Origin of the sequence: Flavobacterium sp. KACC 22763 (genome assembly GCF_028736155.1) — a bacterium.
Lineage (GTDB): Bacteria > Bacteroidota > Bacteroidia > Flavobacteriales > Flavobacteriaceae > Flavobacterium.
This window is the reverse complement of record NZ_CP117879.1, coordinates 2,065,117-2,091,010: the sequence shown is the minus strand read 5'-3', so window position 1 is coordinate 2,091,010 and position 25,894 is coordinate 2,065,117. Positions and strand designations below refer to the sequence as shown.

Annotated in this window: 14 protein-coding genes; 11 read left to right on the top strand and 3 right to left on the bottom strand. The window is 35.5% G+C overall.

What is annotated here, in order from left to right; genetic code table 11:
- Window positions 1–64 precede the first annotated feature (64 nt).
- The 10 genes from PQ463_RS08650 (at window position 65) to PQ463_RS08605 (ending at window position 19,955) form a co-directional block, all read left to right on the top strand.
- Complete coding sequence (locus PQ463_RS08650) at window positions 65–1,084, top strand: isoaspartyl peptidase/L-asparaginase family protein (RefSeq protein WP_274257287.1); 1,020 nt, start codon at window positions 65–67, stop codon at window positions 1,082–1,084.
- 319 nt (window positions 1,085–1,403) lie between these two features.
- Window positions 1,404–3,716, top strand: coding sequence for a beta-N-acetylhexosaminidase (locus tag PQ463_RS08645; protein WP_274257285.1), 2,313 nt, complete (start codon window positions 1,404–1,406; stop codon window positions 3,714–3,716).
- A 164-nt stretch (window positions 3,717–3,880) separates the two neighbouring features.
- Window positions 3,881–5,734 carry a glycoside hydrolase family 35 protein gene (locus PQ463_RS08640; RefSeq protein WP_274257284.1) on the top strand — a complete coding sequence of 618 codons (1,854 nt, stop codon included), beginning with the start codon at window positions 3,881–3,883 and terminating at the stop codon, window positions 5,732–5,734.
- A gap of 256 nt (window positions 5,735–5,990) precedes the next feature.
- Entirely contained in the window at window positions 5,991–7,475 is a 1,485-nt protein-coding gene (locus PQ463_RS08635) for an alpha-L-fucosidase (RefSeq protein ID WP_274257282.1), read from the top strand.
- An 11-nt stretch (window positions 7,476–7,486) separates the two neighbouring features.
- Window positions 7,487–9,727: a GH92 family glycosyl hydrolase gene (locus PQ463_RS08630; RefSeq protein WP_274257281.1), complete on the top strand. Its 2,241-nt coding sequence runs from the start codon at window positions 7,487–7,489 to the stop codon at window positions 9,725–9,727.
- Between the two features lie 12 nt (window positions 9,728–9,739).
- Window positions 9,740–12,400, top strand: coding sequence for a glycoside hydrolase family 3 protein (locus tag PQ463_RS08625; protein ID WP_274257280.1), 2,661 nt, complete (start codon window positions 9,740–9,742; stop codon window positions 12,398–12,400).
- A 262-nt stretch (window positions 12,401–12,662) separates the two neighbouring features.
- Entirely contained in the window at window positions 12,663–15,749 is a 3,087-nt protein-coding gene (locus PQ463_RS08620; RefSeq protein WP_160781739.1) for a SusC/RagA family TonB-linked outer membrane protein, read from the top strand.
- 16 nt (window positions 15,750–15,765) lie between these two features.
- The gene (locus PQ463_RS08615; protein ID WP_274257279.1) at window positions 15,766–17,364 is read left to right on the top strand and encodes a SusD/RagB family nutrient-binding outer membrane lipoprotein; all 1,599 of its coding nucleotides are present in this window, start codon (window positions 15,766–15,768) and stop codon (window positions 17,362–17,364) included.
- A 309-nt stretch (window positions 17,365–17,673) separates the two neighbouring features.
- Window positions 17,674–18,720, top strand: coding sequence for a sialidase family protein (locus tag PQ463_RS08610; protein WP_274257278.1), 1,047 nt, complete (start codon window positions 17,674–17,676; stop codon window positions 18,718–18,720).
- A gap of 284 nt (window positions 18,721–19,004) precedes the next feature.
- Window positions 19,005–19,955: a M20/M25/M40 family metallo-hydrolase gene (locus PQ463_RS08605; protein WP_274257277.1), complete on the top strand. Its 951-nt coding sequence runs from the start codon at window positions 19,005–19,007 to the stop codon at window positions 19,953–19,955.
- Between the two features lie 114 nt (window positions 19,956–20,069).
- Here PQ463_RS08605 and PQ463_RS08600 read toward each other — a convergent pair whose 3' ends face one another.
- Window positions 20,070–20,435 (bottom strand): winged helix-turn-helix transcriptional regulator, encoded by a 366-nt coding sequence (locus tag PQ463_RS08600; protein ID WP_274257276.1) that lies wholly within the window; start codon window positions 20,433–20,435, stop codon window positions 20,070–20,072.
- 81 nt (window positions 20,436–20,516) lie between these two features.
- Between PQ463_RS08600 and PQ463_RS08595 the strand changes: the two genes are divergently transcribed.
- Complete coding sequence (locus PQ463_RS08595) at window positions 20,517–21,392, top strand: NmrA family NAD(P)-binding protein (RefSeq protein ID WP_274257274.1); 876 nt, start codon at window positions 20,517–20,519, stop codon at window positions 21,390–21,392.
- Window positions 21,393–21,682: 290 nt separating this feature from the next.
- Here PQ463_RS08595 and PQ463_RS08590 read toward each other — a convergent pair whose 3' ends face one another.
- Complete coding sequence (locus PQ463_RS08590) at window positions 21,683–23,014, bottom strand: DUF4374 domain-containing protein (RefSeq protein WP_274257273.1); 1,332 nt, start codon at window positions 23,012–23,014, stop codon at window positions 21,683–21,685.
- A 37-nt stretch (window positions 23,015–23,051) separates the two neighbouring features.
- Window positions 23,052–25,451, bottom strand: coding sequence for a TonB-dependent receptor (locus PQ463_RS08585; protein ID WP_274257272.1), 2,400 nt, complete (start codon window positions 25,449–25,451; stop codon window positions 23,052–23,054).
- Window positions 25,452–25,894: the final 443 nt, after the last annotated feature.

Here is a 25,894-nt window from a genome sequence, read left to right as displayed (position 1 = left end):
AAGTAAATTGCAGCGTCAAGAACAATTGAATTCTTAATGTTGAACTAAAAAACAAGAAAACCACATGTCAAATAGAAGAGATTTTATCAAGAAAACCACTTTAGGCACTTTAGCTATAAGTTCTGTTTTAGGCGTAAGCGGATTTGCTGCGAATCATGAAAACGAAGTTGAAGAACCAAAAGAAAAAAAGCAGACCAAACCAATTATTATTTCGACATGGAATCACGGTTTGCCTGCAAATAAAGAATCCTGGAAAAATCTAAAAGAAGGGAAATCGGCTTTAGATGCTATCGAAGCTGGAATGAAAATACCTGAAGCAGATCCAAATGTTCGCAGTGTTGGTTACGGAGGATATCCAGATCGCGAAGGGAAAGTGACTTTGGATGCCTGTATCATGGATCACAACAGCAATTGCGGTTCTGTTTGTTTTTTACAGGGAATTATGCATCCAATTTCTGTTGCAAAAAGAGTATTGCAAAATACGCCTCACGTAATGTTAGCAGGGCAAGGTGCATTGCAGTTTGCTTTGTCTGAAGGTTTTAAAGAAGAAAATCTTTTAACTCCCGAATCTGAAAGAGACTGGAAAAAATGGTTGGAAGATTCCAAATACAAACCAGTTATTAATATAGAAAATCACGATACTATAAGCATGCTAATGTTAGACCAAGATGGCAATCTTTCGGGCGGATGTACCACGAGCGGTGCAGCTTGGAAAATGCACGGACGCGTCGGTGACTCCCCAATAATCGGCGCGGGTCTTTTCTTGGACAACGAAGTAGGAGCAGCGGCTGCAACAGGTTTGGGCGAAGCGGTTATTAGAACAGCAGGAAGTGCAATGGTGGTTGAATTAATGCGCCAGGGAAAATCTCCTTACGATGCTTGTAAAGAAATCACAGAGCGTATTTACAACAAACATAAAAACCACAAAGATATGGAGTATCTGCAAGTTGGTTTTATTGCTTTGAATAAAAACGGCGAATATGCAGGTTACAGCTTAAGATCAGGATTTAATTACGCTGTTTCTGATGATGTGAAAGGACACAGAATGGAAGACGCGAAATTTAAAATGTCTTGGGATAAGTAAGACTAAACGTGAAATTTTTAAACACATAGAATCATAGATTTTTATTGTGTTTAGAGGCGTTTCACTCTTAAATAAATAACATAGCTTGACGAAAACTTTGCCAAAGTTTTACAACACAGTTTTGTCATTTCGACGCAAGGAGAAATCTTCACAAGAAACTCCACAAAGATTTACAAAATTGAAGTTAGAAAAACAAACATAAAAGGTTACAGTTTCTATGTGCATTCATGCAAAGTGAAACGCCTTTTTTAAGCTTAAAAAAAACTATGTCTCTATGTGTTTAAAAAAATAACCGCAAAGAGAAACCAAAAAACAAAGAATGAAAAAATTAGTATTCCTATTAACCCTAATCTCTTCAATTTTCTCGGCTAACGCGCAGAAAGTTTACACGGAAAGTGATATTCGTATCATTCCGAAACCGACTCAAACCCTTATCAAAACAGGTGTTTTTGAATTTACAAAAGATACAAAATTTGTAGTAAACGGTGATTTCCAAAAAGATGCTGCAAATGCTTTGGCTTCTAAATTTGGGACTGCTGCAGGATGGAAACCAGAAGTGACTACAAAAGTTCCTGCGAGTAATTATGTTTTATTGAAAACAGATCCGAACTTAAAGAATGAAGCTTACGTTTTAGATGTAAATCCAACGAATATTGTTATTTCTGCAAAAGGGAATAATGGTTTTTTATATGCTTTAGAAAGTATCAGACAATTACTCCCTGAAGCAATTGAAAGTCAGTTTGCAATTACTTCTGCAAAATGGCAAATTCCAAGTTTGACAATAAATGATGAACCTCGTTTTAAATGGAGAGGTTTAATGCTGGATTTTTCACGTCATTTCTTTGATAAAAATTATGTTTTAGCTACGATTGATCGTTTGGCAGCACATAAAATGAATGTTCTGCACATGCACTTAGTTGACGATCAAGGATGGAGAATTGAAATTAAAAAATATCCAAAACTAACAGAGATTGGTGCTTGGAGAGTTGATCAGGAAAATGTTTCTTGGAATGCTAGATTAACTACAAATCCTGACGAAAAAGGAACTTACGGTGGATTCTTCACGCAAGAAGAATTAAAAGAAATCGTAAAATACGCAGGGACAAAAGGAATTGAAGTGATTCCAGAAATCGAAATGCCGGCTCACGTAAGCAGTGCCATTGCATCTTATCCTGAATTGGCTTGTTTCGATCAGAGAATTGGAGTTCCTTCTGGCGGAGTTTGGCCTTTAACAGATATTTACTGTGCAGGAAAAGAAACTACATTTGAATTTTTACAAAATGTTTTAGACGAAGTAATGGCCATTTTTCCTTCTAAATATGTTCATATTGGAGGAGATGAAGCGACTAAAACCAATTGGGCAAAATGTCCGCACTGTCAAAAGAGAATTAAAGACGAGCACTTAAAAAGTGTAGCAGAATTACAAAGTTATTTCGTAAAACGTATTGAAAAATATGTTAATTCTAAAGGTAAAAAACTAATCGGTTGGGACGAAGTTTTAGAAGGCGGATTAAATCCAAGCGCAACTATTATGTGCTGGAGAGGTGAAAAAATTGGTGCAGAGGCTGCTAAACAAGGCCACGATGTAATTATGTCTCCAGAATCTCCTTGTTATTTTAACTTCTATCAAGGACCTCAAAATGAAGAACCTTTAGCTTTTGATGCTTATAATCCTTTAAATAAAGTATATCAGTTTGATCCAGTTGTACAAGGAATGACTCCTGAAGAAGCTTCGCATATTTTAGGCGGACAAGCCAATTTATGGGCAGAACATATCGCAGGTCCAAAAGATTCTGAATATATGATTTTTCCAAGATTAGCCGCTTTATCAGAAACTTTATGGAGTCCAAAAGAGAAGCGTAACTGGAACGATTTTACAACAAGATTATTCTCAATGTTTAAACGTTACGATTATCAGGGATTAAATTATGCGAAAAGTGCTTATTTGGTAACCGCTTCTTCTACAGCAGATTTGGCTAATAAACAAGTGAAAGTGGAATTGAAAAACGAATTTCCAAATCCAGATATCCGTTATGTTTTAGGAAACCAAAGCATTGATCATCATGCTATAAAATATACCACTCCAATTGAAATTAAAGAAACAACAGTTTTAAAAGCTTCTTTATTTCAAGACGAAAAACCAGTTGGAAAAACATTTACAGATACGATTGTTTTCCATAAGGGATTTGCGAAAAAAGTAAAATACTTAACGCCTTTTAATGAAAATTATAAAGGAGATGCTAATACAATGGTAAATGCCATTCGCGGAAGCAAAAATTTCCATGACGGACAATGGCAAGCTTGGCTGGTTAATGATATGGAATTGGTAATTGATCTTGAAAAAGTAGAAAGTATTGAGCAAGTATCAGTTGGAGCTTTAGAAAGTCAAGGCGCAGGAGTTAATTTCCCAATTCAAGTGAAAGTTTTAATTTCTAGTGATGGAATTAAATATACGCAAGTTGGAAAAATAACACGTCCGTATGCAGCAAATCCAGTTCCGGAGTTGAAAGATTTCAAAATAAATTTCCAAAAACAAAATGCACGTTTTGTAAAAGTAATCGGTGGCAACTTAAAGAAAAGTCCAAAAGGAGAAAGCTCTTGGTTGTTTGTGGATGAGATTTTGGTGAATTAAATATTTTTAAACACATAGAAATATAGATTTTTCTGACTTTGAAAAGAGTTTAGAAAGAAACTAGTTTCTAACACATAGTTTAACGTGAAATGCTTGTGACAGCTTTGTTGAAGCTTCAAAATTTGACAAAGCTTTAAAGTCATAAATGTATAATCTGAAAAAAAATGGATAAGATATTATTTAAGCTCGGTGTATTATTGATTTGCGTGATGCCGTTTTTTACTAAGGCGCAAACCAAAGGATTTTCTATATCTAATGGAGAATTTCAAAAAGATGGGAAAATTATAAAAATACATTCAGGAGAAATGCACTATGAGCGTATTCCTAAAGAGTATTGGAGACATCGATTGCAAATGATTAAAGCCATGGGATTGAATACCGTGGCGACATATGTGTTTTGGAATTATCACGAAATAGAACCAGGTGTATGGGATTTTAAAACAGGAAATAAAGATTTAGCAGAGTTTTTAAGAATTGCTAAAAGTGAAGGATTATATGTAATTCTTAGACCAGGCCCGTATGCATGTGGTGAATGGGAATTTGGAGGATATCCTTGGTGGCTGCAAAACAATAAAGACTTAGTAATTCGTACCAATAGCAAAGCCTTTTTGGAAGCTTGCAAAACGTATCTGCAACAGTTGTATGCAGTCGTAAAGGGAAATTTTGCTAATCAGGGTGGCCCAATTATTATGGTTCAGGCTGAAAATGAATTTGGTTCTTATGTTTCTCAAAGAACTGATATTAGTGCTGAAGATCATAAAGCATACAAAACAGCAATTTATAATATGCTTAAAGAAACTGGGTTTCCAGAGCCTTTTTTCACTTCTGACGGAACTTGGTTGTTTGAAGGCGGTGCTGTTGAAGGCGTGTTACCAACTGCAAATGGAGAATCAAACATAGATAATTTAAAGAAGCAGGTTGATAAATTCCATAAAGGACAAGGACCTTACATGGTCGCAGAATTTTATTCTGGCTGGTTGGATCATTGGGCAGAACCATTTATTAAAATTGGATCTGAAGAGATTGCAAGTCAAACTAAAAAGTATCTTGATGCTGGGGTTTCTTTCAATTATTATATGGTGCACGGCGGTACTAATTTCGGATTTACCTCTGGAGCAAATTATAATGAAGAAAGTGATATTCAGCCGGATATTACAAGCTATGATTATGATGCGCCTATTAGCGAAGCAGGTTGGGCAACACCAAAATTTATGGCTATACGTGAGGTAATGCAAAAGTATTCTAAAACAAAATTAGCACCGATTCCAGAGAAAATACCAGTTGCAAAATATCCAAATCAGCCTATCCAATCAAGTATGGATGTTTTAAGTTGGATCAAAAAAGAAAAAGCAGTTGTAAATGATCAGCCTTTAACATTTGAAAAGTTAGGTCAGGGAAATGGATATGTTTTGTATAGAAAAAGATTTACGCAGCCAATTTCTTCTGGCAAATTGAAAATTGAGGGATTGAGAGATTTTGCTACCGTTTATGTAAATGGAGTTAAGGTGGGTGAATTGAATAGAGTTTTCAAAAATTACGAGTTAACGGTTAATATTCCTTTTAATGGTATTTTAGAAATTCTGGTTGAAAATATGGGACGTATTAATTACGGAGCTGAAATAGTGCATAACACAAAAGGTATTATTTCTCCTGTTTTCATTAATGAATATGAAATTAGTGGTGGTTGGGAAATGTATAAAATGCCAATGAATGAAGTACCAGCTATTAAAAATGAAACGATAAAATCGGGACGACCAGTTTTATATGAAGCTGCAGTAAACATCGATAAACCAGCCGATACTTTTCTTGATATGACCAATTGGGGAAAGGGAATTGTATTTGTTAACGGACACAATCTTGGTCGCTACTGGAAAGTAGGACCACAGCAAACGCTTTATGTGCCAGGCTGTTGGTTGAAAGCGGGCGAAAATAAGTTTGTTGTATTGGAGCAGCTTAATGAAAATACTCCAAAAGAATTAACTTTTACAGATCAGCCGATACTTGATAAATTAAATTAATATTAACCCGTTGGGTGTAATTAAAAAATAAAAGCATTTTAACACATAGAGACATAGTTTTTTGTGTCGAAAAAAGAAAATGGAAGAAACAAGTTTCCACACATAGTTAAACTATGTGCATTTAAACTAATGAAACGCCTTTTTTAAGTTTAGTTAAACTATGTTTCTATGTGTTGAAAATAATTTCACCCAACGAGTAAAGATTACCTATTAAACCAGAAAAACAAAGAATAATAAATTATAAATTAGATTAAAGATGAAAAAAGGAATATTCATAATCGCCCTTTTATTTTCAGCTCAGATATTCGCTCAGGCGATTTATGAAGATGAAAGATACGTACCAGAAACTGATCCATTAGTTTTAAAGAACTTAGATGAATGGCAAGGCAAAAAATTTGGTCTGCTTATGCACTGGGGAACTTACAGCCAATGGGGAATTGTAGAATCTTGGTCTATCTGCCCTGAAGATTACGGATGGTGTGAACGTAAAAAAGGAAGTAATCCATCTAATTATAATGATTATATCAAAGATTACGAAGGATTGAGAAAGACTTTTAATCCCGTAAAATTTGACCCTGCAAAATGGGCTAAAGCGGCTAAATATGCAGGAATGAAATACATGGTTTTTACCACCAAACACCATGACGGATTCAATATGTACGATACGAAATATTCTGATTACAAGATTACTAGTAAAGATGTTCCTTTTCATACGAATCCAAAAGCAGACGTTTTGAAAGAAATTTTCAACTCTTTTAGAGGTGAGGGTATTTCAACTGGAGCTTATTTCTCTAAACCAGACTGGCATAACGAAAACTACTGGGATCCTTATTTTCCGCCATTCGACAGAAACGTAAACTACGATCCGTCTTTATACCCTGAAAAATGGCAGAAGTATGTTGATTTCACGCACAACCAAATCTTAGAAATTCTTTCTAACTACGGAAAAGTAGATATTTTATGGTTAGATGGAGGATGGGTTAGAAAAAGAGACCAAGTGAACATCAAAGAAAACTACGACGAGAAGTTTACAGAAAACGAATCTAAAAACGGTTTCATCAAACACAGAGTGGTAGATCAAGATCCAAAAATGGATGAATTGGTTGTAAAAGCACGTCAGAAACAGCCAGGTTTAATTGTGGTAGACAGAGCTGTTCACGGTAAAAACCAAAACTACTTAACTCCAGAAGGACGTGTTCCTGCTAAAACTTTGCCTTATCCTTGGGAATCATGTATTCCAGCTGGTGGTGGATGGTCTTATTCTCCAGGAGCAACTTACATGACTGGAAGACAAGGAATTCACTTATTGATTGATATTGTAGCTAAAGGTGGTAACTTATTATTAAACGTTGCTCCAAGTCCAGAAGGAGAATGGGATAAGGGAGCTTACGATTTATTGCAAGCTTACGGAGATTGGATGAAAGTAAATAGCACAGCGATTTACAATACAAAACCAATCGAGCCTTACAAAGAAGAAAACATTTGTTTTACACAAAATAAAGCAGGAAATGTATTTGCATTTTATTTAGCTAAAGAAGGAGAAGACAAAATTCCTGCTGAAGTTACAGTAAAATCTATTAGTCCTAAAAAAGGAGCAAAAATTACGATGTTAGGTTCTAAAACTTCTTTAAAATGGACAAAAGAAGGAAACGGATTTAAAGTAGTTATTCCAGAAAGCTTAAGAAATAATCTTCCTGCAAAAGAAGCGTGGACTTTAAAAATTGAAGCGATCAACAGATAAAAATGAAACCTATGGTTTTAAATACAAACAAATTTCAAACAGCATGTATTTTTTGCATGCTGTTTTTTAGCATTACGATTTTTGCGCAGGAACCTGCCGATTTCGTGAATCCGTTTATTGGCACTTCCAATTATGGGGCGGCTTTTCCGGGACCAATTGCTCCGCGTGGAATGGCAAGTATCAGTCCGTTTAATGTGGCTGGAGTAAAAAATACTCCGATGGAAAAAGATAGTCAATGGCTTTCAAATCCGTATGTGAATGAGAATACTTTCTTGACTGGATTTAGTCAGGTAAATTTAAGTGGAGTTGGCTGTCCAGATTTGGGTGTTATTTTATTGATGCCAACCACTGGAGCAGTAGAAATCGATCATTTAAAATACGGTTCTACTTATTCTAATGAAGTTGCCAAAGCTGCTTATTATAGCGTAAACATCGATAAGTACAAAGTAAAAGGTGAATTTACAGCTTCAAAACGAGTTGGGATTAGCAGATTCACTTTCCCGAAAGGGCAATCTAATATTTTATTAAATCTTGGATTGGGATTAACCAATGAAGAAGGAGCAATGATAAAAGTCGTTTCTTCTACAGAAATTGAAGGAATGCGTTCAGTTGGTTCATTTTGTTACAACAGTCCAGAAGATGCTTACCCAGTTTATTTCGTGGCTCAATTTTCTAAACCTGCCCATAAATTTGGAGTTTGGAAAAAAACTGCAAAATACAACGGCGTTGAAGCGCAATGGATGGGTTACAACGGAAAAGCGAGATTAATGGAAAATACTATTAAAACTGTAGTAGGTGATAGTATTGGAAGTTATTTTACGTATAAATTCGACAAACAAGAAACGGTTGAAGTGAAGATCGGAATTTCGTACGTAAGTATCGAAAATGCCCGTGAAAACTTAGCAAAAGAAGTGGGTAACAGATCTTTTGATGCCATTTACAAAGAAACCTACAACGAATGGAACGAAGAATTATCTAAAATTTTGGTTGAAGGCGGTACAAAAGATGACAATACGATTTTCTACACGGCTTTGTATCACACTTTAATTCACCCAAATACTTTAAATGATATTAACGGACAATATCCCGTAATCAAAAGAAGTAAAATTGCTAAAACCGATGACACCCGTTATACCGTATTTTCTTTATGGGATACGTACCGAAATGTACATCCCTTGATGTCTTTGGTTTATCCAAAACAGCAATCTGATATGGTAAAAAGTATGTTGACTATGTTTGATGAAAACGGCTGGTTACCCAAATGGGAACTGAATTCGACTGAAACTTTTACCATGGTTGGAGACCCTGCAAGTATCGTAATTACAGATACTTATATGAGAGGAATTCGTGATTATGATATTAATAAAGCCTATTATGCGATGTTGAAAGGCGCGGATAATATTGAAAATAATCCGCTTCGTCCAGGATTGAAAGATTATATCAAAAAAGGATATGTGACAACCGACAACAAAGGGCCAGTTTCAACAACTCAGGAATACAATATTTCAGATCATGCTATTTCGGTTATGGCTAACGAATTTGGGGATAAAGACAATGTAAAACGTTTTTATAATCGTTCGTTATCCTACAGAAAATTATTTGATAAGAATCTGAATTTGCTTCGCCCAAGAACTGCAAACGGAGATTGGTACGAACCTTTTGATCCTACTTCTGGAGCTAATTTTGAAGAAAATATTGGTTTTATAGAAGGAAATGCTTATCAGTATAATTTTATGGTTCCGCATGACATTAAGGGATTAATGAAATTAATGGGCGGTGAAAAAGTTTTTTCAGCACAATTGCAGAAAATCTTCGATACCAAACAATTTGATATGGCAAATGAGCCAGATATCGCCAATCCGTATTTGTTCAATTATGTGAAAGGCGAAGAATATAAAGCGCAAGATCATGTGAAACGATTGGTTAGAGAGCATTTCAAAAATGAACCAAAAGGATTACCAGGAAATGATGATACAGGAACAATGTCAGCTTGGTTGGTGTATTCGATGATGGGAATTTACCCAATTTCTCCGGGAGACCCAATTTACACCATTACAGCGCCAATGTTTCATAGAGTGACGATTAAATTAGATCCAAGATATTATAAAAAAGAAAGCATTGTAATTGAAAGACAACTCAATAACGGTGGAAAAATCAATTCGATTGAGCTAAACGGAAAATCACTTAATACCTTTTTTATTTCACATGATGATTTTGTGAATGGAACTAAGCTTAAAGTGATTCAAAACTAAACACACACAACTATGTTACAATTAAGAATGAGAAAAACAGCCATTATTTTTGTAATGGCTGTTGGTTTTTTAAACCAGATCCACGCCCAGAAGAAATATCCGTATCAGGATGCCAAATTACCAGTAGAAGAAAGAGTTCAAGACTTGTTAAGCCGTATGACGCTTGAAGAAAAAGTGCGTCAGATGGATATGTACAGAGGAGATTTTTTTAAAGATAAAGAAGATTTTGCTAAAGGTAAATCGGCAGAAAAAATCGGGAAATTAGGAATTGGAGCGATTCATGATTTGTATCCGCGTTCTGCGAAAATGATCAATGATTTGCAAACTAATGTAATCAAAGGAAACCGTTGGGGAATTCCTGCCTTGATTATGTGTGAAATGCTTCACGGTTATTTAGACGAAGGAAGTACCGCTTTCCCAATGAACATTGGTCTTGGTGCAACATGGGATATTGCTACGATGGACAAAGTAGGTAAAGTTATTGGTATGGAAGCCAGAGCTCATGGTGTTCATTTCGGTTTTGGGCCAAATTTAGATTTAGGACGCGAACCGAGATGGGGACGTGTAGCTGAAACTTTTGGTGAAGATGCTTTCCTAAATAGTGAAATTGGTTTGGCTTTTATTAAAGGAATGCAAGGAGACGATTTAAAATCGGATCGTTCTATTATAGCTGAACCAAAACACTTTGCGGTTCACGGTATTCCACAAGCGGGAGGAAATTCTTCGCCAATTTTGGTTGGAGAACGTTCTGCGAGAGAAGACCATTTGCCATCTTTCGAAAAAGCATTCACAAAAGGCGGCGCTTTAGGAACTATGTGCGCTTATTCTGAGTTAGACGGAATTCCTTGTGCAGCAAACCACTGGTTATTGACGGATGTTTTAAGAAAAGAATGGGGTTTTAAAGGTCTTGTGGTTTCAGATTTAGGTGCTATTAAATACATCCAGACGACTCACAAAGTAGCCGATTCTCCAAAAGATGCTATTAGAGAAGCGGTTTCAGCTGGTGTCGATATGCAGTTTTATGATTTTTCAAACGAATTCTGGCAAAATACAGTCATTGAATTAGTTAATGAAAAGAAATTAACAACGGAAAATATCGACCGTGCAGCAGGAGCAGTTTTACGTTTGAAATTCTTATTAGGATTATTTGAAAATCCGTACACAGATAAAAATCTGATCAAAGAGCGTTTTCATACAAAAGAAAATCAAGCTGTTGCTTTAGAAGCGGCGCAGAAATCTATGGTTTTATTGAAAAACGAGAACAATATTTTGCCTTTAAGCAAAAACTTAAAAAATATTGCGGTTATCGGACCAAATGCAAATGCTTCAAGATTGGGAGGTTATGCTCCAAAAAATAGTGTCGGAATGACGGTTTATGAAGGAGTTAAAGAATTGGTTGGAAAAACTGCGAATGTAGTTTATGAAGAAGGCGTTCCGTTAATTGTAAAAGGACAGATTATTCCATCTAAATATTTATTTACTCCAGACGAATCTCAAAACGGATTAAAAGGAGAATATTTCAATAACAGAAATCTAGAAGGAACTCCAGCATTGACTCGTATCGATAGCCAATTAGAGTTTGACTGGCCTTGGGCACCTGGCGATGGTGTGAATGTAGATGATTTTTCTATCAGATGGACAGGATTCTTAAAATCAGATCAGGCACTTGACGGTTGGTTAGGTTTAAGTTCTGATGACGGAATCAGAATGTATATCGACGATCAATTGGTTATCGACAACTGGACAAAAGGGGCAACAAGTATGGTTACAACTCCAAAAAATATCGAAAAAGGTAAAAAGTACAAAGTCCGCATTGAAATGTGGGAAGGAGGCTGGGGAGCCAGAGCTCATTTCCGTTGGAATTTAGAAAAAGTAAACTTACAGCCAGCAATCGATGCCGCTAAAAAAGCAGATGTTGCCATTGTGGTTTTAGGTGAATCTAACGAATTGGTTGAAGAAAACAGAGATGTTGCTTCTTTAGACTTATTCGGAATCCAACAGCAATTGATTGAAGAAATTCAAAAAACTGGAACTCCGGTAGTTTGTGTGTTGTTAAACGGTCGTCCGCTTTCTACAAATTGGATTGCTGAAAATATTCCTGCAGTTCTAGAAGGATGGTTCCCTGGAGAATTGGGAGGTAGAGCAGTAGCTGATGTTTTGTTTGGAGATTATAACCCGGGAGGAAGATTGCCAATTACGGTTCCAAAATCGGTTGGGCAGTTACCTATATATTATAACCAAAAACCATCTGCGATTCATAAATATGTTGCTGAAAGCGAACATCCGTTATATTCATTCGGTTACGGATTGAGTTATACGAAGTTTGAATATTCTAATTTAAAACTGAATACTACGGAAATTAAGCCAAACGGAGAGGTTAAAGTTTCTGTTGACGTTAAAAACATTGGAGACAGAGACGGAGACGAAGTGGTTCAGTTATACATTAATGATGTTTACAGCTCCGTAACAACTCCTGAAAAAACATTAAAAGGATTCAAAAGATTAAATATCAAAAAAGGCGAAACAAAAAATGTTGAATTTACACTTACACCAGATGAGCTATCTCTTTGGAACAGAGAAATGAAGCGCGTTGTAGAGCCTGGAGATTTTGAAGTGATGGTCGGCGGAAATTCGACTGATTTACTTAAAACGAAATTTAAGGTTTTGGACTAAAAACCCAAAAACGCCGAAGATTTTTCGGCGTTTTTACTTTAAAAAAATGAATACAATTATAAAAGACCAAATTCTATTCAATAATAGAATTTGGTCTTTTAATTTAAGGCAGAGTAGGATTACAAATGAAAACGTTTTCTTTCAATAAAACACTAAAGATTTACCAACACCTTTTCAAAATTGTCATTTGTCGAAATTATATTTTGTTAACAGAATGTATTCTTAAGTTTAACATGTTATTAACTCTAAAAAAACAACTAATATGATTAAAAACGTACTAAAATTACTGTTTGTCATATGCCTTTTCGGTTTTCAAAGCCTAGAAGCGCAGACAACAGTAAAAGGAACGATAACAGATGCTCAAAGCGGGATTCCGATTCCTGGAGCAAATATTATTGTTAAAGGAACTAAAACAAGTGCTTCAACAGATTTTGACGGTAAGTACAGCATTAGTGTTCCTAATCAATCAGCAGTTTTGGTTTTTACTTATGTAGGATCTGCTACAAAAGAAGTTGCTGTGGGAGCACAAACTACAATTAATGTTACTCTAGGGCCAGATACGCAGCAGTTAGGAGAAGTAGTGGTTACCGCTCTTGGTATTAAAAGAGAGAAAAAAGCCATTACGTATTCTGCACAAAACGTTTCTGTTGATGAGTTATCAGAAGCAAGATCATTAAACGTTGCCAACTCACTTTCTGGTAAAGTTGCGGGTCTTAACTTCTCTACAACTTCAAATGGTGTTGGTTCTTCTTCTAGAATTACTTTAAGAGGTAACAGATCTCTTAATGGTAACAACCAACCTCTTTATGTTGTAGATGGTGTGCCAATTTCTAACGGAACAACAAACACAAATCCTGATATTGATACAGGAGGAACTACTCAGCCTGATGGTATCTCTAACATTAACCCAGAAGACATTGCTTCGATGACTGTTTTGAAAGGACCATCTGCAGCAGCACTTTATGGTTCTAGAGCATCAAATGGTGTAATCGTAATTACAACTAAATCTGGTAAAGCAGGAAAAACGTCTGTTTCGTTATCATCTAACTTTATGGCTTCTTCAGCTTATAACTTGATGAATTTACAAAATGAGTACGGTCAAGGAACAAACGGAAATTATGTTTCTAACTCAAGCTCAAGCTGGGGTGCGCCTTTAGACGGACGTCAGGTATCTGCTTGGCAGTTGGTTCGTAATCCAAATTATGCTGGACCTGCGACACAAAGTTATTCTCCACAGCCAAACAACGTTATTGATTTCTACAAAACAGGTTATAACTTAGCAAACACATTGACAGTTACTGCTGGTAACGAAAAAGCGCAAGGTTATTTCTCTTACACTAACACACGTGCTGAAGGTATTGTGGGTGGAAACCAAATGGACAGACACAATCTTAACTTAAGATTGACAAGCAAGATTACAGATAAATTAACTTTAGATGCTAAAACAAACTACATCGTTCAGGATATCGATAACTTATTGAGAACGGGTGAAGAGTCTATCGGAACATCTGCTTATTTATTGCCTCGTAGTATTGCTTACAACGATTACAAAGATTTCGAATATTTTGATGCTGCAGGACAAAGACAAGTAAACTATTTTATCGACGAAACTGGAGCTCCTGGAGGAAACCCATTCTGGTCTGCTTTAAGAGATGATGCTCGTACAGATAAAAGAAATAGGTTTATTGGTTTAGCTTCTCTTAAATATGAGTTTACAAAAACGTTAAGCTTACAAGGTAGAGCTGGTTTAGATCAAATGACAAACAAAAACGTAAGAAACAGATATGCAACTGCAGCTTTCAACAGTAACATGGGATCTTATAGCGAATCTTATGAAACAGTAAGCGAATTGAACGTAGATGCTTTACTTTCTTACAATGAAAAATTCGGAGATTTCTCTGTTGGTCTTAATGCGGGTGCGAGTTCATTGCAGCAAAATAGTTCAGCTTTAAATTCTGGCGGTGTTTTAAGTAAAAGAAACTTCTTTGCATTATCAAACGTTCAGACAGTTCAATCTACTTCTACAGCTTCAGAAAAAAGAATCAATTCTGTTTACGGATTTGGTCAAATTGGTTTCAGAAACTACTTATTCTTAGATTTAACAGCTAGAAATGACTGGTCTTCAACTTTACCAGAAGATTATTTCTACCCATCTTTCGGACTTTCAGCTGTTATTTCTGATATGGTTACATTGCCAGAAGTAATTAGTTTTGCAAAAGTTAGAGCTTCTTACGCACAAGTGGGTAACGATACAGATCCGTATCAGACACAACAAAGATTCTCTTACATTGGAGGAAACGGTGGTATGTTATACGGACAAAGCACAAAAGCAAATCCAAACTTAAAACCAGAGATTTCTTCTTCTACAGAGTTTGGTGCCGATGTTAGATTTTTCAACAACCGTTTAGGTTTAGATTTCACCTATTTCAATACATTAACTAATAACCAAATTTTCTACATCAATACGCCTGAGCCTTCTGGATATTCTAGAGCTATCGTAAACGGTGGAGATATTGAAAATAAAGGTATCGAGTTAACGCTTACTGCAACTCCAATCCAGACAGAAAACTTTACTTGGGATATTACAGCAAACTATGCTTCTTACAAGTCAAAAGTAAAATCTATCTTTGAAGGAAGAGATGAATTAGTTCTTGGTGAAGGACGTTTAGTAAGAAGTAAAGTTGTTGTTGGAGGCGAATATGGTGATTTATACATCAAAGGTTTCCAAAGAGATCCGAACGGAAATATCATTGTAAATAGTGCTGGTATTCCATTAGCAACAAATGGTTTTGATGTTCGTGCTGGTAACTTTAATCCAGATTGGACTGCTGGTTTCAAAAACAACTTTAAATACAAAGATTTCTCTTTAAGCTTCTTGGTTGACTTCAGAATTGGTGGTGAAGTTATTTCATACACTCAAGCTAGACAAGCTGGTTTAGGGGTAAGCGATATTACTTTAGCAGGAAGAAATGGCGGAATCATTGTGGATGGTGTTGTAGATAACGGAAACGGAACTTACTCTCCAAACACAACAAGCATCAATGCTGAACAATACTGGACAGCAATCGGACAGAGAACTCCAATTGCAGAGCCATTTGTTTATGATGCGACAAACATCAGATTAAGAGAGCTTGTTTTTGGTTACTCAATGCCAAAACGTTTATTGGGTAACTCAGGATTTTCAAGCATAGATTTCTCATTGGTAGGTAGAAATTTATTCTTCTTCTTAAATAAAGCTGAGCACTTTGATCCAGAAGCGGGAGCAGGTACAGGTAACTTGCAAGGTATAGAATCTTTCAACATTCCATCAACGAGAGATTATGGAGTGAATGTTAAATTCGGATTTTAATTAAAAAAGAGATATCATGAAATATAGTTTTAAAATAAAAACGTTAGGAGTTGCATTAATGGCAGTTTCGATTTTATCAAGCTGTACTGGCGATTTTGATGAAATAAACAAAGATCCTAATTCATTGACTGAAGATCAGTTAGATGCTACATTGGCAGGACCTGCATTTGCATCTGCATTGTACGCAGGTATCCACAATGGTTCTTATTCTTCTCCAGGAGTAGATGATCAAGGTACTTGGGGTATTGCGACAGGTATTCTTTCATCAACTTTTATTCACTACTTAAACTGTGGATACGGAACTGAAAGAAATGCTTTCGTAAACGGATACGAAGGTAGAGGATGGACAAGATTTTACACGGTTGCGGCTCCAGCTTTATCAAATGCTTTTAAAGCATCTGAAGGAAATGCAGAAGCTACTGCTGTTCTTAAAATCTGGAAAGTTTTCATGTACAACCAAATGGTTGATGCTTACGGACCAATTCCTTATACTGAAGCTGGTAACGGAAAAGATAAGGTTCCTTACGATAGCGTAGAATTTATCTATGCAGACTTCTTTAAATTATTGGACGAAGCAAATGCAACATTAACTTCTACTTCTGCAACATCTGTTGCTTCTCTTGCCCCAAATGATAGAGTTTATTCAGGAAGTGTTGACAAATGGAGAATCTTTGGAAACAGTATGAGATTACGTTTGGCTTTAAGAATTTCTGATAAAGATCCTGCAAAAGCAAAAACTCAAGCTGAAGCTGCGGTTGCTGCTGGAGTAATGCAAACAAACGATCAGAGTGCATATTTTAAAGCAAGTAACATTACGCCAAACAATTTAAACATGATTGTAAACAGTTGGGGTTATGTAATGACTGCTTCTATGGAAAGTATCTTAGTTGGATACAACGACCCGCGTTTAGCAAAATGGTTTGCTCCACTTGATGCAAATGCTACTGTAAAAGTATATAGAGGAAATCCAGTTGGAGGTTTAGAAGATCAATTTGGAACAACTAAATTCTCTGCTTTTAATAATGATGTTTTAGGAAATGGTGCTGCTAATACGCTTAGCGAAACTAAAAACATTGAAATCTTTATGGCTTCTGAAAACTATTTAAGTAGAGCAGAAGGAGCTTTAAATGGATGGAACATGGACGGAGATGCTAAAACTTTGTACGAAACAGGTATTAGATTATCTCTTGCACAATGGGGAATCACAGATGCTGCTGCAGTTAGTGCTTACATCAATGGCTCTACATTGCCAACATTGCCAAACATTTTGACTTTATATCCAACTTTAGATTTACAAGATATTCCAGTTAAATTGCCAGTTGCATGGTCTGCATCTACTGCTGATCAAAGAACTCAGATTGCAGTTCAAAAATACTTAGCCATTTTCCCAGAATCTTGGGAAGCTTGGGCAGATTTAAGAAGAAGCGATGCTAAAGTAATCTATCCAGTTTTAAACACTGATAATCCAGATGCTGGAGTTGGTAAATCTTTGATGAAAAGAATTATTTACACGACAAATGAGTACTCATCAAACAAAGCTGCTGTAGAAGATGGAGTTTCTAAATTAGGAGGTCCAGATTCAGGTGGAACAAGACTTTGGTGGGACACAAAATAATTAATTTGGTAAAGTAAAAGATCAATCGATTTGTTACTTGAGCAGAAGGAGAGGTAACTCTCCTTTTGTTTTTTATGAGGACCTATGAGTTTTTGCCCCAACTTTAATTCATAAGCAATTCCCTTTGTGTGAAATTGAACAAATTTAATTTTAACATATAGAATCATAGGTTCTGTGTCTAAAAAGAGAAGCAAAGAGAAAAATATTTCTTTCACATAGCTATGTGTTAAAAACTAGTTTCTTTTTTTATTCTTTTTCGTAAAAAGAAAAAAATCTATGTTTCTATGTGTTTAATAATTTCAAAATAAAATGATTGTAAAGACAAAATATACTGTTGTGGCGTTATTGGCTTTATTTCTTTTTTCTAATGAAATAAAAGCACAAATTAAGGCTGTAAATATCGAAAGCAGTTATATTGCAAACCCGCCTGTTACAACCAATAGCCATGCGTCAACTCTGGTTGAATACAAACCAAATGAAATTCTAGCTGCTTGGTTTGGCGGAAAATATGAAGGTGCAAAAGATGTCGGAATTTACATTTCGGCGTACAAAGACAAAAAGTGGTCTGCACCTAAAGAACTGATTCAGCCATTGATTAAAAACGGAGATACGCTTCCTTGTTGGAATCCGGTTTTGTTTAAAAGCAAAAGTCAGAATTTATATTTGTTTTATAAAATTGGAAAAAATCCGAGAGAATGGTTTGGCGCTATGATGGTTTCAAAAGATAACGGGACAACTTGGGGAGAACCAAAATATCTTCCAGACGGAATTTTAGGACCAATCCGAAACAAACCAATCGAAACTACTCCTGGCATAATTTTATGCGGAAGCAGCACCGAAAGTGTAGGCACTGACGAATGGCGCGTACATGTTGAAGAATACACAGAAGCGACAGATTCTTGGAAAAATATAGCGGTAGAAAACAACCAAAACTTTGATGTTATTCAGCCAACATTTTTAATTCATAGCAAGAGCGATATTCAGATGCTGTCTCGAAGCAAACACAATAAAATAGTTTCTAGCTGGTCGGGAGATAATGGAAAAAGCTGGATAAGAACCAATACCATAAATGTTATTAATTCAAACTCTGGCATTGATGCTTTAACCATTAACAAGAACCTTTTTTTACTAGTAAATAATCCGCTTCCAATAGGTAAAGATTGGTTTAACGGACGAAATATTCTAGATGTTGAATATTCTAAAGATGGTTTAAATTGGACTAAACTATTTGATCTAGAAAAACAAGAAAAAGGAGAGTTTAGCTATCCGGCCATCATTCAAACCACCGACAAAAGAATACATGTTTTGTATACTTATGATAGAAAATATATTAAACATACCTCTTTTGATTTATAAGATAATAGTACGTTGATAAAACGGATTCACTTCGTGAAAACGCGGATAAACACAGATATTTAATTTTAACACATAGAAACATAGATTTTTATTGCTTCAGTTTAAGATTATTGAAAAAGCTAGCTTTAACACATAGCTATGTGTATTTAAATAAGTGAAACGCCTTTTTAGAGTTATTGGAAGCTATGTTTCTATGTGTTAAAAAATAATTTAAATCAGTACAAATCCGCGTTTTCGCAAGGCGAATCTGTGTCATCCGCGTTCCATTCTATAGACAACTAATTATGAAAAAACTCTTTATTGCAATTCTTTTCTTTTGCTGCACTTTCGTGAATGCACAAATGGCTAATACTTTTTACAAACATGATAAATATTTATCATCAGATAAATTAGAAGGTCGTTTTGTAGGAACTAAAGGAAATAACGATGCGGCTGCATATATCAAAAAATATTTTAAGAAATATGGTTTACAGCAATTCAATGATAGTTATTATCAGCCTTTCAAAGTATTTGTCAAAGAAGGAATCAATAAAATGAAATCGGATAGTGTGGCAACGCAAAACGTTGTAGGTTACATTGAAGGTTCTGATCCTAATTTAAAAAACGAATACATAGTAATCGGAGCGCATTACGATCACTGGGGTTGGGGCGGACAAGGTTCTGGAAGCAAAAAGAAAGAAGCTTTTGCTATTCATAACGGAGCAGATGATAATGCTTCTGGAGTTTCGGCTTTGCTTTGCATCTTAGAAGAAATTTCAAAACAAAAAATCAAGCCTAAACGAAGCATCATTTTTATCTCGTTTAGCGGAGAAGAGGAAGGATTGCTTGGTTCCAAATATTTTGTAAATCATCTTCCCGTTTCTAAAGAGTCTGTCAAAGTAATGCTCAATATGGATATGGTCGGAAGATTGAACGATAAAAAAGAACTTTATATGGGAGGCGCGGGAACTTTTCCGAAAGGTGTAGAATTAATGAAAAAACTGCAAGAAAACTCAGGATTGAATCCCGTTATTCACGCAGGTGACGTTGGTGGTTCTGATCATGTTTCTTTTTACAAAGAATCTATTTCAGCTGTTGGTTTTCATACAGGCGGACATCCGCAATATCACACGCCAGACGATGATATTGAATTGATTAATTCAGACGGAGGTGCATTGGTTTCAAAATACATTTACAATGCCCTCACACAAATTGCCAATTACAAAGAAGCTTTGGTTTTTATCAAACAGAATTAAACAAAGCAATATTCCATACAATAAATTAAGTCAACTAGTGAAATTAATGCCTGTTCAATTTCACATAAAAAGTTAAGTTAATTAGTTTTTGTTTGTTTGAAAAGGCGGTGTCTATTAAATAGTATAGACGCCGTCTTTTACTTTAAAAGCCCAAGCTGCCATAGCATCGATAACAGGCATTAAACCAGTTCCTGCATTGCTTAATTTATAGGTTACAAATGGCGGCACAACAGGTTTTGCTTCGCGAATAACCAATCCGTCTGCTTCTAATTGTTTTAAATGCTGAATAAGCATTTTTTCTGTTACAGCCGGAATTGCTCTTTTCAATTCGCTGTAACGTTTATCTCCAGTCGATAAATGATATAAAATAATAGGTTTCCAGTAGCCTCCAATTTTCTCCATAACAAAAGTTACAGGACATTTTTCCAATGCATACTGCTTGTTTTCCTGAATTGTAGACGATTCTTTAATTGCTGTCATAATACATACTTTAGGGTAAGTACTTGTATAAAAGTAAGTACAAAGATACCTTTGTCTTGTTAAATAAAAAAACATTTTAAGATGAAAATTATAATTACAGGTTCATTAGGAAACATAGGAAAGCCATTAACGGCACAATTAGTACAATCAGGTCACGATGTAACCGTTATAAGCAGTAATGCAGATAGAAAATCTGCCATTGAAGAATTAGGCGCAAAAGCAGCAATTGGATCGGTTAGCGATGCCGATTTTCTGTCTAAAACTTTTGCTGGTGCAGATGCTCTTTTTGCCATGACACCTCCAAATATGGGCGGAGTAAATATTGTAAAGAATACTACAGATGCGGGTGCCGCTTTCGCGAAAGCAATTCAAGAAACCAACATTAAAAGAGTAGTAATGTTAAGCAGTATTGGAGCCGATTTGCCAACAGGAAACGGACCCATTGCAGGATTACATAATATTGAGAAGATTTATGAAAATTTAGACGCTTCAATTACTTTTTTAAGAGCTGGATATTTCTACATTAATTTCTTTAATGATATCCCGATGATAAAAGGAGCAGGGATTATGGGAGCAAACTTCCCAGCATCAAACCGTATTCCGTTAGTACATCCAGAAGATATTGCAAACGCTGCTGCCGAAGAATTACAGAAAACTACAGAAGGCAAAAACATTCGTTATATTATTAGTGATGTAAAAACACCTTCAGAAATTGTAAAAGCATTTGGAAACGCTATTGGAAAACCAGAACTTCCTTGGATTGAATTTACAGACGAACAATATTTTGGCGGAATGACTCAAGCAGGAGTTCCAGAAGAAATGGCAGGTTTATATACCGAAATGGGAACTGGATTAAGAAACGAAACCATTGCTGCAGATTTCTTAAATACTGATGGAAATGCAACTGGTAAAATCAAATTAGAGGATTTTGCAAAAGAATTTGCTTCAAAATTCTAATCATAAACTGTTGGTTAAAGTTTTTAAACACATAGAAACATAGTTTTGCAAGCTTGAAAAGGCGTTTCACTTATTTAAATACACATAGCTATGTGTTAAAGCTAGCTTTTTCAATAATCTCAAATAGAAGCAATGAAAATCTATGTTTCTATGTGTTTAAATAATACACTCGAACTACTCACAATGTATTCAAAAAACATTCCGCTTACTATAAATAGAAGCGGAATGTTCGATTAAAAAAAAACTCAAGTGATGAATTTTTCACAAACTGTTTTCACAGCCGTATATTTTTAGAATACCCCAATGTAGTGGTTTCCTGGTTTGTTCAATAATTTGGCACCTTTAGTAACTTTTCCAGAAGGAATATCAATTACATAAATATTACCGTCTTTTCCAACTGGAGTTACAGCAATGTAGAAGTTGTTTCCATCAACTACAAAACCTTGATATTGACCAAAATCTAAATCAGCATCATAATCAATACCGTCAACTTTTTGAGCAGTTCTTGCATTCAAATCAAGTCTTGCTAAGTAACCTTGATTTGTGCCTTCAAAAGTATAAACCGCATAAGCAATTCCGTTTCCAACATATCTCCACGCATCGATATAGCTTCCTTTAACGCCTAAAGCTGTATCTAAGCTAAATATGTAATTGTCATCATATTGATTGTTCTGGTTAATTTTTAAGATGTAAGAACCTTTTTGAGTATCTCTTTGTGTTGCTTGGTAAATGTTTCCATCAGTAGCCACAAAACTATTGAAACTTCTGTATCCGCTAGTATCACCAAATCCAACTTTTGAAGTAATTACTACAGGATTTTCTAAAGAAGGATAATCAACCACAACAGATTTAGATCCTAAACGAGTAAATGAACTTTCATTTTTTGAAGGGTCAGCAGTGTTTGTTTTACGCATCCAAGTTCCGATGATTAATTTGTTTCCTGCTTTGTTTAAGGTTGGAGCATCTAAACGGAAAATGTGGTGTCCTTGCGCTTCTTCTTCAGCAGTCAACGGAATATCATATTGTTTGTAAGCAGAAATTAAAGTCTGTTTCATATCTAAAGATAGAACAGTCGCTTTTCCTCTTGTGTTTTTATAGCTTTTGTCTTCGTTTACGCTTACAACAGGAGCAGTTACATTTACTGCAATACCTGTTTTATCACCATCAAAAAGTTTTACCCATCTTGGAGTAACTCCCGCGTATTGAGAAATGTTAACTTTTGCAGTCGATTCTAAGAAATTATTTGCTCCGTTAACTTTATAAGTCATAAACTCACCGCCATTTGCACCATTGTAAGTAATGTTAAAAAGCGTATTTCCGTCTACAGAAGATTGTAAACGAGCTGTTCTGCTAGATTGAACAGGAGAACCTTGATCGTAAACATTTACAGAAAAATTAGGGTCAATAGCGTTTTCTTTGCTAATAGCATAAATTTTAGTTCCCCCATTTCCATCTCCTGGATCTGTCTGCATTACTGCTCCAGCTACTGTAAGCCAACGACCATCTGTTACTGGATTAACAGGTTCAGAACTTTTGTTATCGTCGCTGCTGCAAGCTGTGGTCAATGCAAATGCGCCAACTAGCAAGCTAGAAGTAAATAATTTAAATGTGTTTTTTTTCATTTTTATTGCATTTAAAAATTAGTTATGTATTGAATGATTAAAATTTATTTAAGGTATAGTTGAGTTTTACATAAAAAGCTCTTCCTGGTTTTTGGGCAGCAAAATTGTCGTAAACCTGTTCGTCAAATACATTTCTAGCATCAAAACTTACGGTAAACTGTTTGTTCGGAAAAACATAGCTCAAACCTAAATCTTGCGGAAACTGTGCTGTAGTTCTGTCGGTTTCAAGCCACGAAGTATAAAACGGAGCCACGTACCCGCAGTAGTAGTACAAATTAAGTTCTGATTTACTCTGAATTACATTTCTAAAATTGTATTGCAGATTGGCATTTAAATTAAAGAAAGGCTCATTCGGAAGCTGTTTGTTGTAATTCGGAAGAATGTTCCCGTTTTTATCATATTTGTCTTTAAACAGCGAATTGAATTTTGAAAGATTCATACCTGCAAAAAAGCGATTGTTGTAGGAATATTGAAAAGAAGCTTCAAAACCAATAGATTGCGCTTTTCCTAAATTTACAAAAGGCGAAGCTTGAATGGCTTCATTGACACGATCACTAATTTGGCGAACGATTTTGTCTTCGGTATTTCTCCAGAAAGCATTTCCTGAAACGGTAAGCTTATGATTATTCATTTCGTAAGGACCAAATCGCAATCCAGCATTAAAATTATTGCTCTGCTCAGGTTTTAGACCAGAATTGCTGATGATGTTTTCTCCCGGATTACCAAATATTTCATTTTCAGAAGGAAGTCTGATTGCCTTTTCGGCAGAAGCCATAACCATTATTTTAGGAAGAATAGAGTAGGAAGTTGCCATTCCGTAACCATTGTAATTTGTCCTTTTAGATGTAACCACTTCTTTTACTACATTTTGCCCATTTTCGGTTACAATCTGAGGATCTCTTTGTTCGTTCTTCATATTGTAGTTTTTTAGGAAAAGATTGGCTCTCAGTCGAGACTGAAACGCTGTCATTTCATAAGCAAAAGAAGAAACCGTTTTGGCTAAATCTCGGGTAATGATAAAATTTCGAGTGATTTCTGGTTGCATTTCATCATAATCATTTCGATCCAATATGTAAGTCATCACATTCACCAAAACCTTATGATTTTCTGTAATCGTATAATTTAATCCTGCACGAGTATTAAAAATATCCGATTTCATATGATTGATGGTTGGCGCTCCTTGCTGTGCTCCCGTATTGGTTAAAATAGGCTGGCCGTATAAACCTAAAGCTTTTTCGCCGTTCCAGTTATAGTTCCATTTTACGGTATCATTGATCACATCATTTCTATGACTGTAAACCGAGATAAGAGAGAAATCAAGATTTTTAATTAAGAAGTCTTTTTTGCTATAATTTAAACTGAAAACATTAGCAGCAGATTCACTAAAACGCCCTTTATATGGTTTCGTCATGTATTGCCCATGCTGAATCTGATTGTAATCCTGAGACCCATTATAGCTAATAAGAAGATTATCCGCCCAATCAACATTGGTAAAACCAGCTTCTAATCGTCCCCCAAAAGAGCGATACATGCTCTCAAATCTTTTAGCGCGAATGTATTCGTAACGTCCGTTTGGCGCGATATTGTAAACCCATTTTCCCCAAACTTCATAATCATTGTCAGAATAATTCTGAAACGCATTTGCTTTTACAGTAAATCCGTTTTTATCTCTAAAAGATGCATTTACATTAGATTGAACAGTATTAAACGAACCGTAAGAAACAGAAGCATTTAAACTATTTTTAGCTCCTTTCTTTAAAACCACATTGATTGCACCTCCAAGTGAATCATCGGCTAAATAAGCCGGAACAACTCCTTTGAAAACCTCGATTCTTTCAATTAATGCGGGCGGAATACTATTTAAACTGAAAGAAGCGCCGTAAGTCTGAATCGGAACTCCATCAATGAAAATTCGAATCGCATTTCCAGACATTCCGTTGATGTTGTACGTTACAGCAGAACCTAAACCTCCATTTTGCCTGATCCTTACTCCACCTGAACGATCTAATAAATCATTGGTTTGCAGATTTCTTTTTGCAGCCTCTTGCGTTTCGATAACATTTACTGCAAAACCTTTTTCTGTAATGTCTTTTTTAAACGTTTTCTTCTCAATTTTAACTTCTTTAAGCGCTTTCGGATCCGTTATTTTTTCTAATGCGATATTGATTTGATGAGATGGACGATTAACAGAAATGTTTACCGTTTTTGGTTTAGCTTCCATCGAAGAGATTTCCAAATCGTAACTTCCATATGCTAAACCTTTTATTTCAAATTGACCGTCATTATCAACGACAACAAACTTTTTAGTTCCCGTAATTTGAACCGACGCTCCAAAAGCGGTTTCATTGTTGGTAAAATAGACTTTTCCTGTAATTTTTCCGGTTTGAGACCACCCAGAAAAAGTCATCATAAAAAGGAGAGCGTAAAGAATTCTCATGTAAGTTTACTATTTATAGGATTGCAAACTTATATGATAATTTAAATTTAATCTAAATAAAGTAATTAGAAGATTATTAGAATTTAGAGTGAGGTTCTAATGATATTTTAATGTTGTCTTTTGGAGTTTTTAGTTATGAGTTATGAGTTATGAGTTATGAGTTATGAGTTGCCAATTGATAATTGGTAATTCGGTTGTCTTCTTGAGCAATCCCGAAGTTTCGGGAGAAGGGTTTGCGTAAAGTGTTTTTATTACAAATGAAATAATCTCGCAATCCCGATAGTTATCGGGAGCAAGGCCTCAAAGCTTATTTATGAGTTGCCTCCAGCTTTAGCTGGAGGTTATTTTTAAAGGAAATGAAAAAGGCTTTAGCCGAAATAAGTTTGGCTAAAGCCCTGTATGTAGATTTATTTATACCTCCAGCTAAAGCTGAAGGCAACTCA

Bases quoted from the DNA above. Each gene is read 5' to 3' on its own strand.
- PQ463_RS08635 (WP_274257282.1), top strand. From the start codon at position 5,991: ATGAAAAAAGGAATATTCATAATCGCCCTTTTATTTTCAGCTCAGATA.
- PQ463_RS08650 (WP_274257287.1), top strand. From the start codon at position 65: ATGTCAAATAGAAGAGATTTTATCAAGAAAACCACTTTAGGCACTTTA.
- PQ463_RS08610 (WP_274257278.1), top strand. From the start codon at position 17,674: ATGATTGTAAAGACAAAATATACTGTTGTGGCGTTATTGGCTTTATTT.
- PQ463_RS08600 (WP_274257276.1), bottom strand. From the start codon at position 20,435: ATGACAGCAATTAAAGAATCGTCTACAATTCAGGAAAACAAGCAGTAT.
- PQ463_RS08595 (WP_274257274.1), top strand. From the start codon at position 20,517: ATGAAAATTATAATTACAGGTTCATTAGGAAACATAGGAAAGCCATTA.
- PQ463_RS08605 (WP_274257277.1), top strand. From the start codon at position 19,005: ATGAAAAAACTCTTTATTGCAATTCTTTTCTTTTGCTGCACTTTCGTG.
- PQ463_RS08585 (WP_274257272.1), bottom strand. From the start codon at position 25,451: ATGAGAATTCTTTACGCTCTCCTTTTTATGATGACTTTTTCTGGGTGG.
- PQ463_RS08630 (WP_274257281.1), top strand. From the start codon at position 7,487: ATGGTTTTAAATACAAACAAATTTCAAACAGCATGTATTTTTTGCATG.
- PQ463_RS08620 (WP_160781739.1), top strand. From the start codon at position 12,663: ATGATTAAAAACGTACTAAAATTACTGTTTGTCATATGCCTTTTCGGT.
- PQ463_RS08640 (WP_274257284.1), top strand. From the start codon at position 3,881: ATGGATAAGATATTATTTAAGCTCGGTGTATTATTGATTTGCGTGATG.
- PQ463_RS08645 (WP_274257285.1), top strand. From the start codon at position 1,404: ATGAAAAAATTAGTATTCCTATTAACCCTAATCTCTTCAATTTTCTCG.
- PQ463_RS08625 (WP_274257280.1), top strand. From the start codon at position 9,740: ATGTTACAATTAAGAATGAGAAAAACAGCCATTATTTTTGTAATGGCT.
- PQ463_RS08590 (WP_274257273.1), bottom strand. From the start codon at position 23,014: ATGAAAAAAAACACATTTAAATTATTTACTTCTAGCTTGCTAGTTGGC.
- PQ463_RS08615 (WP_274257279.1), top strand. From the start codon at position 15,766: ATGAAATATAGTTTTAAAATAAAAACGTTAGGAGTTGCATTAATGGCA.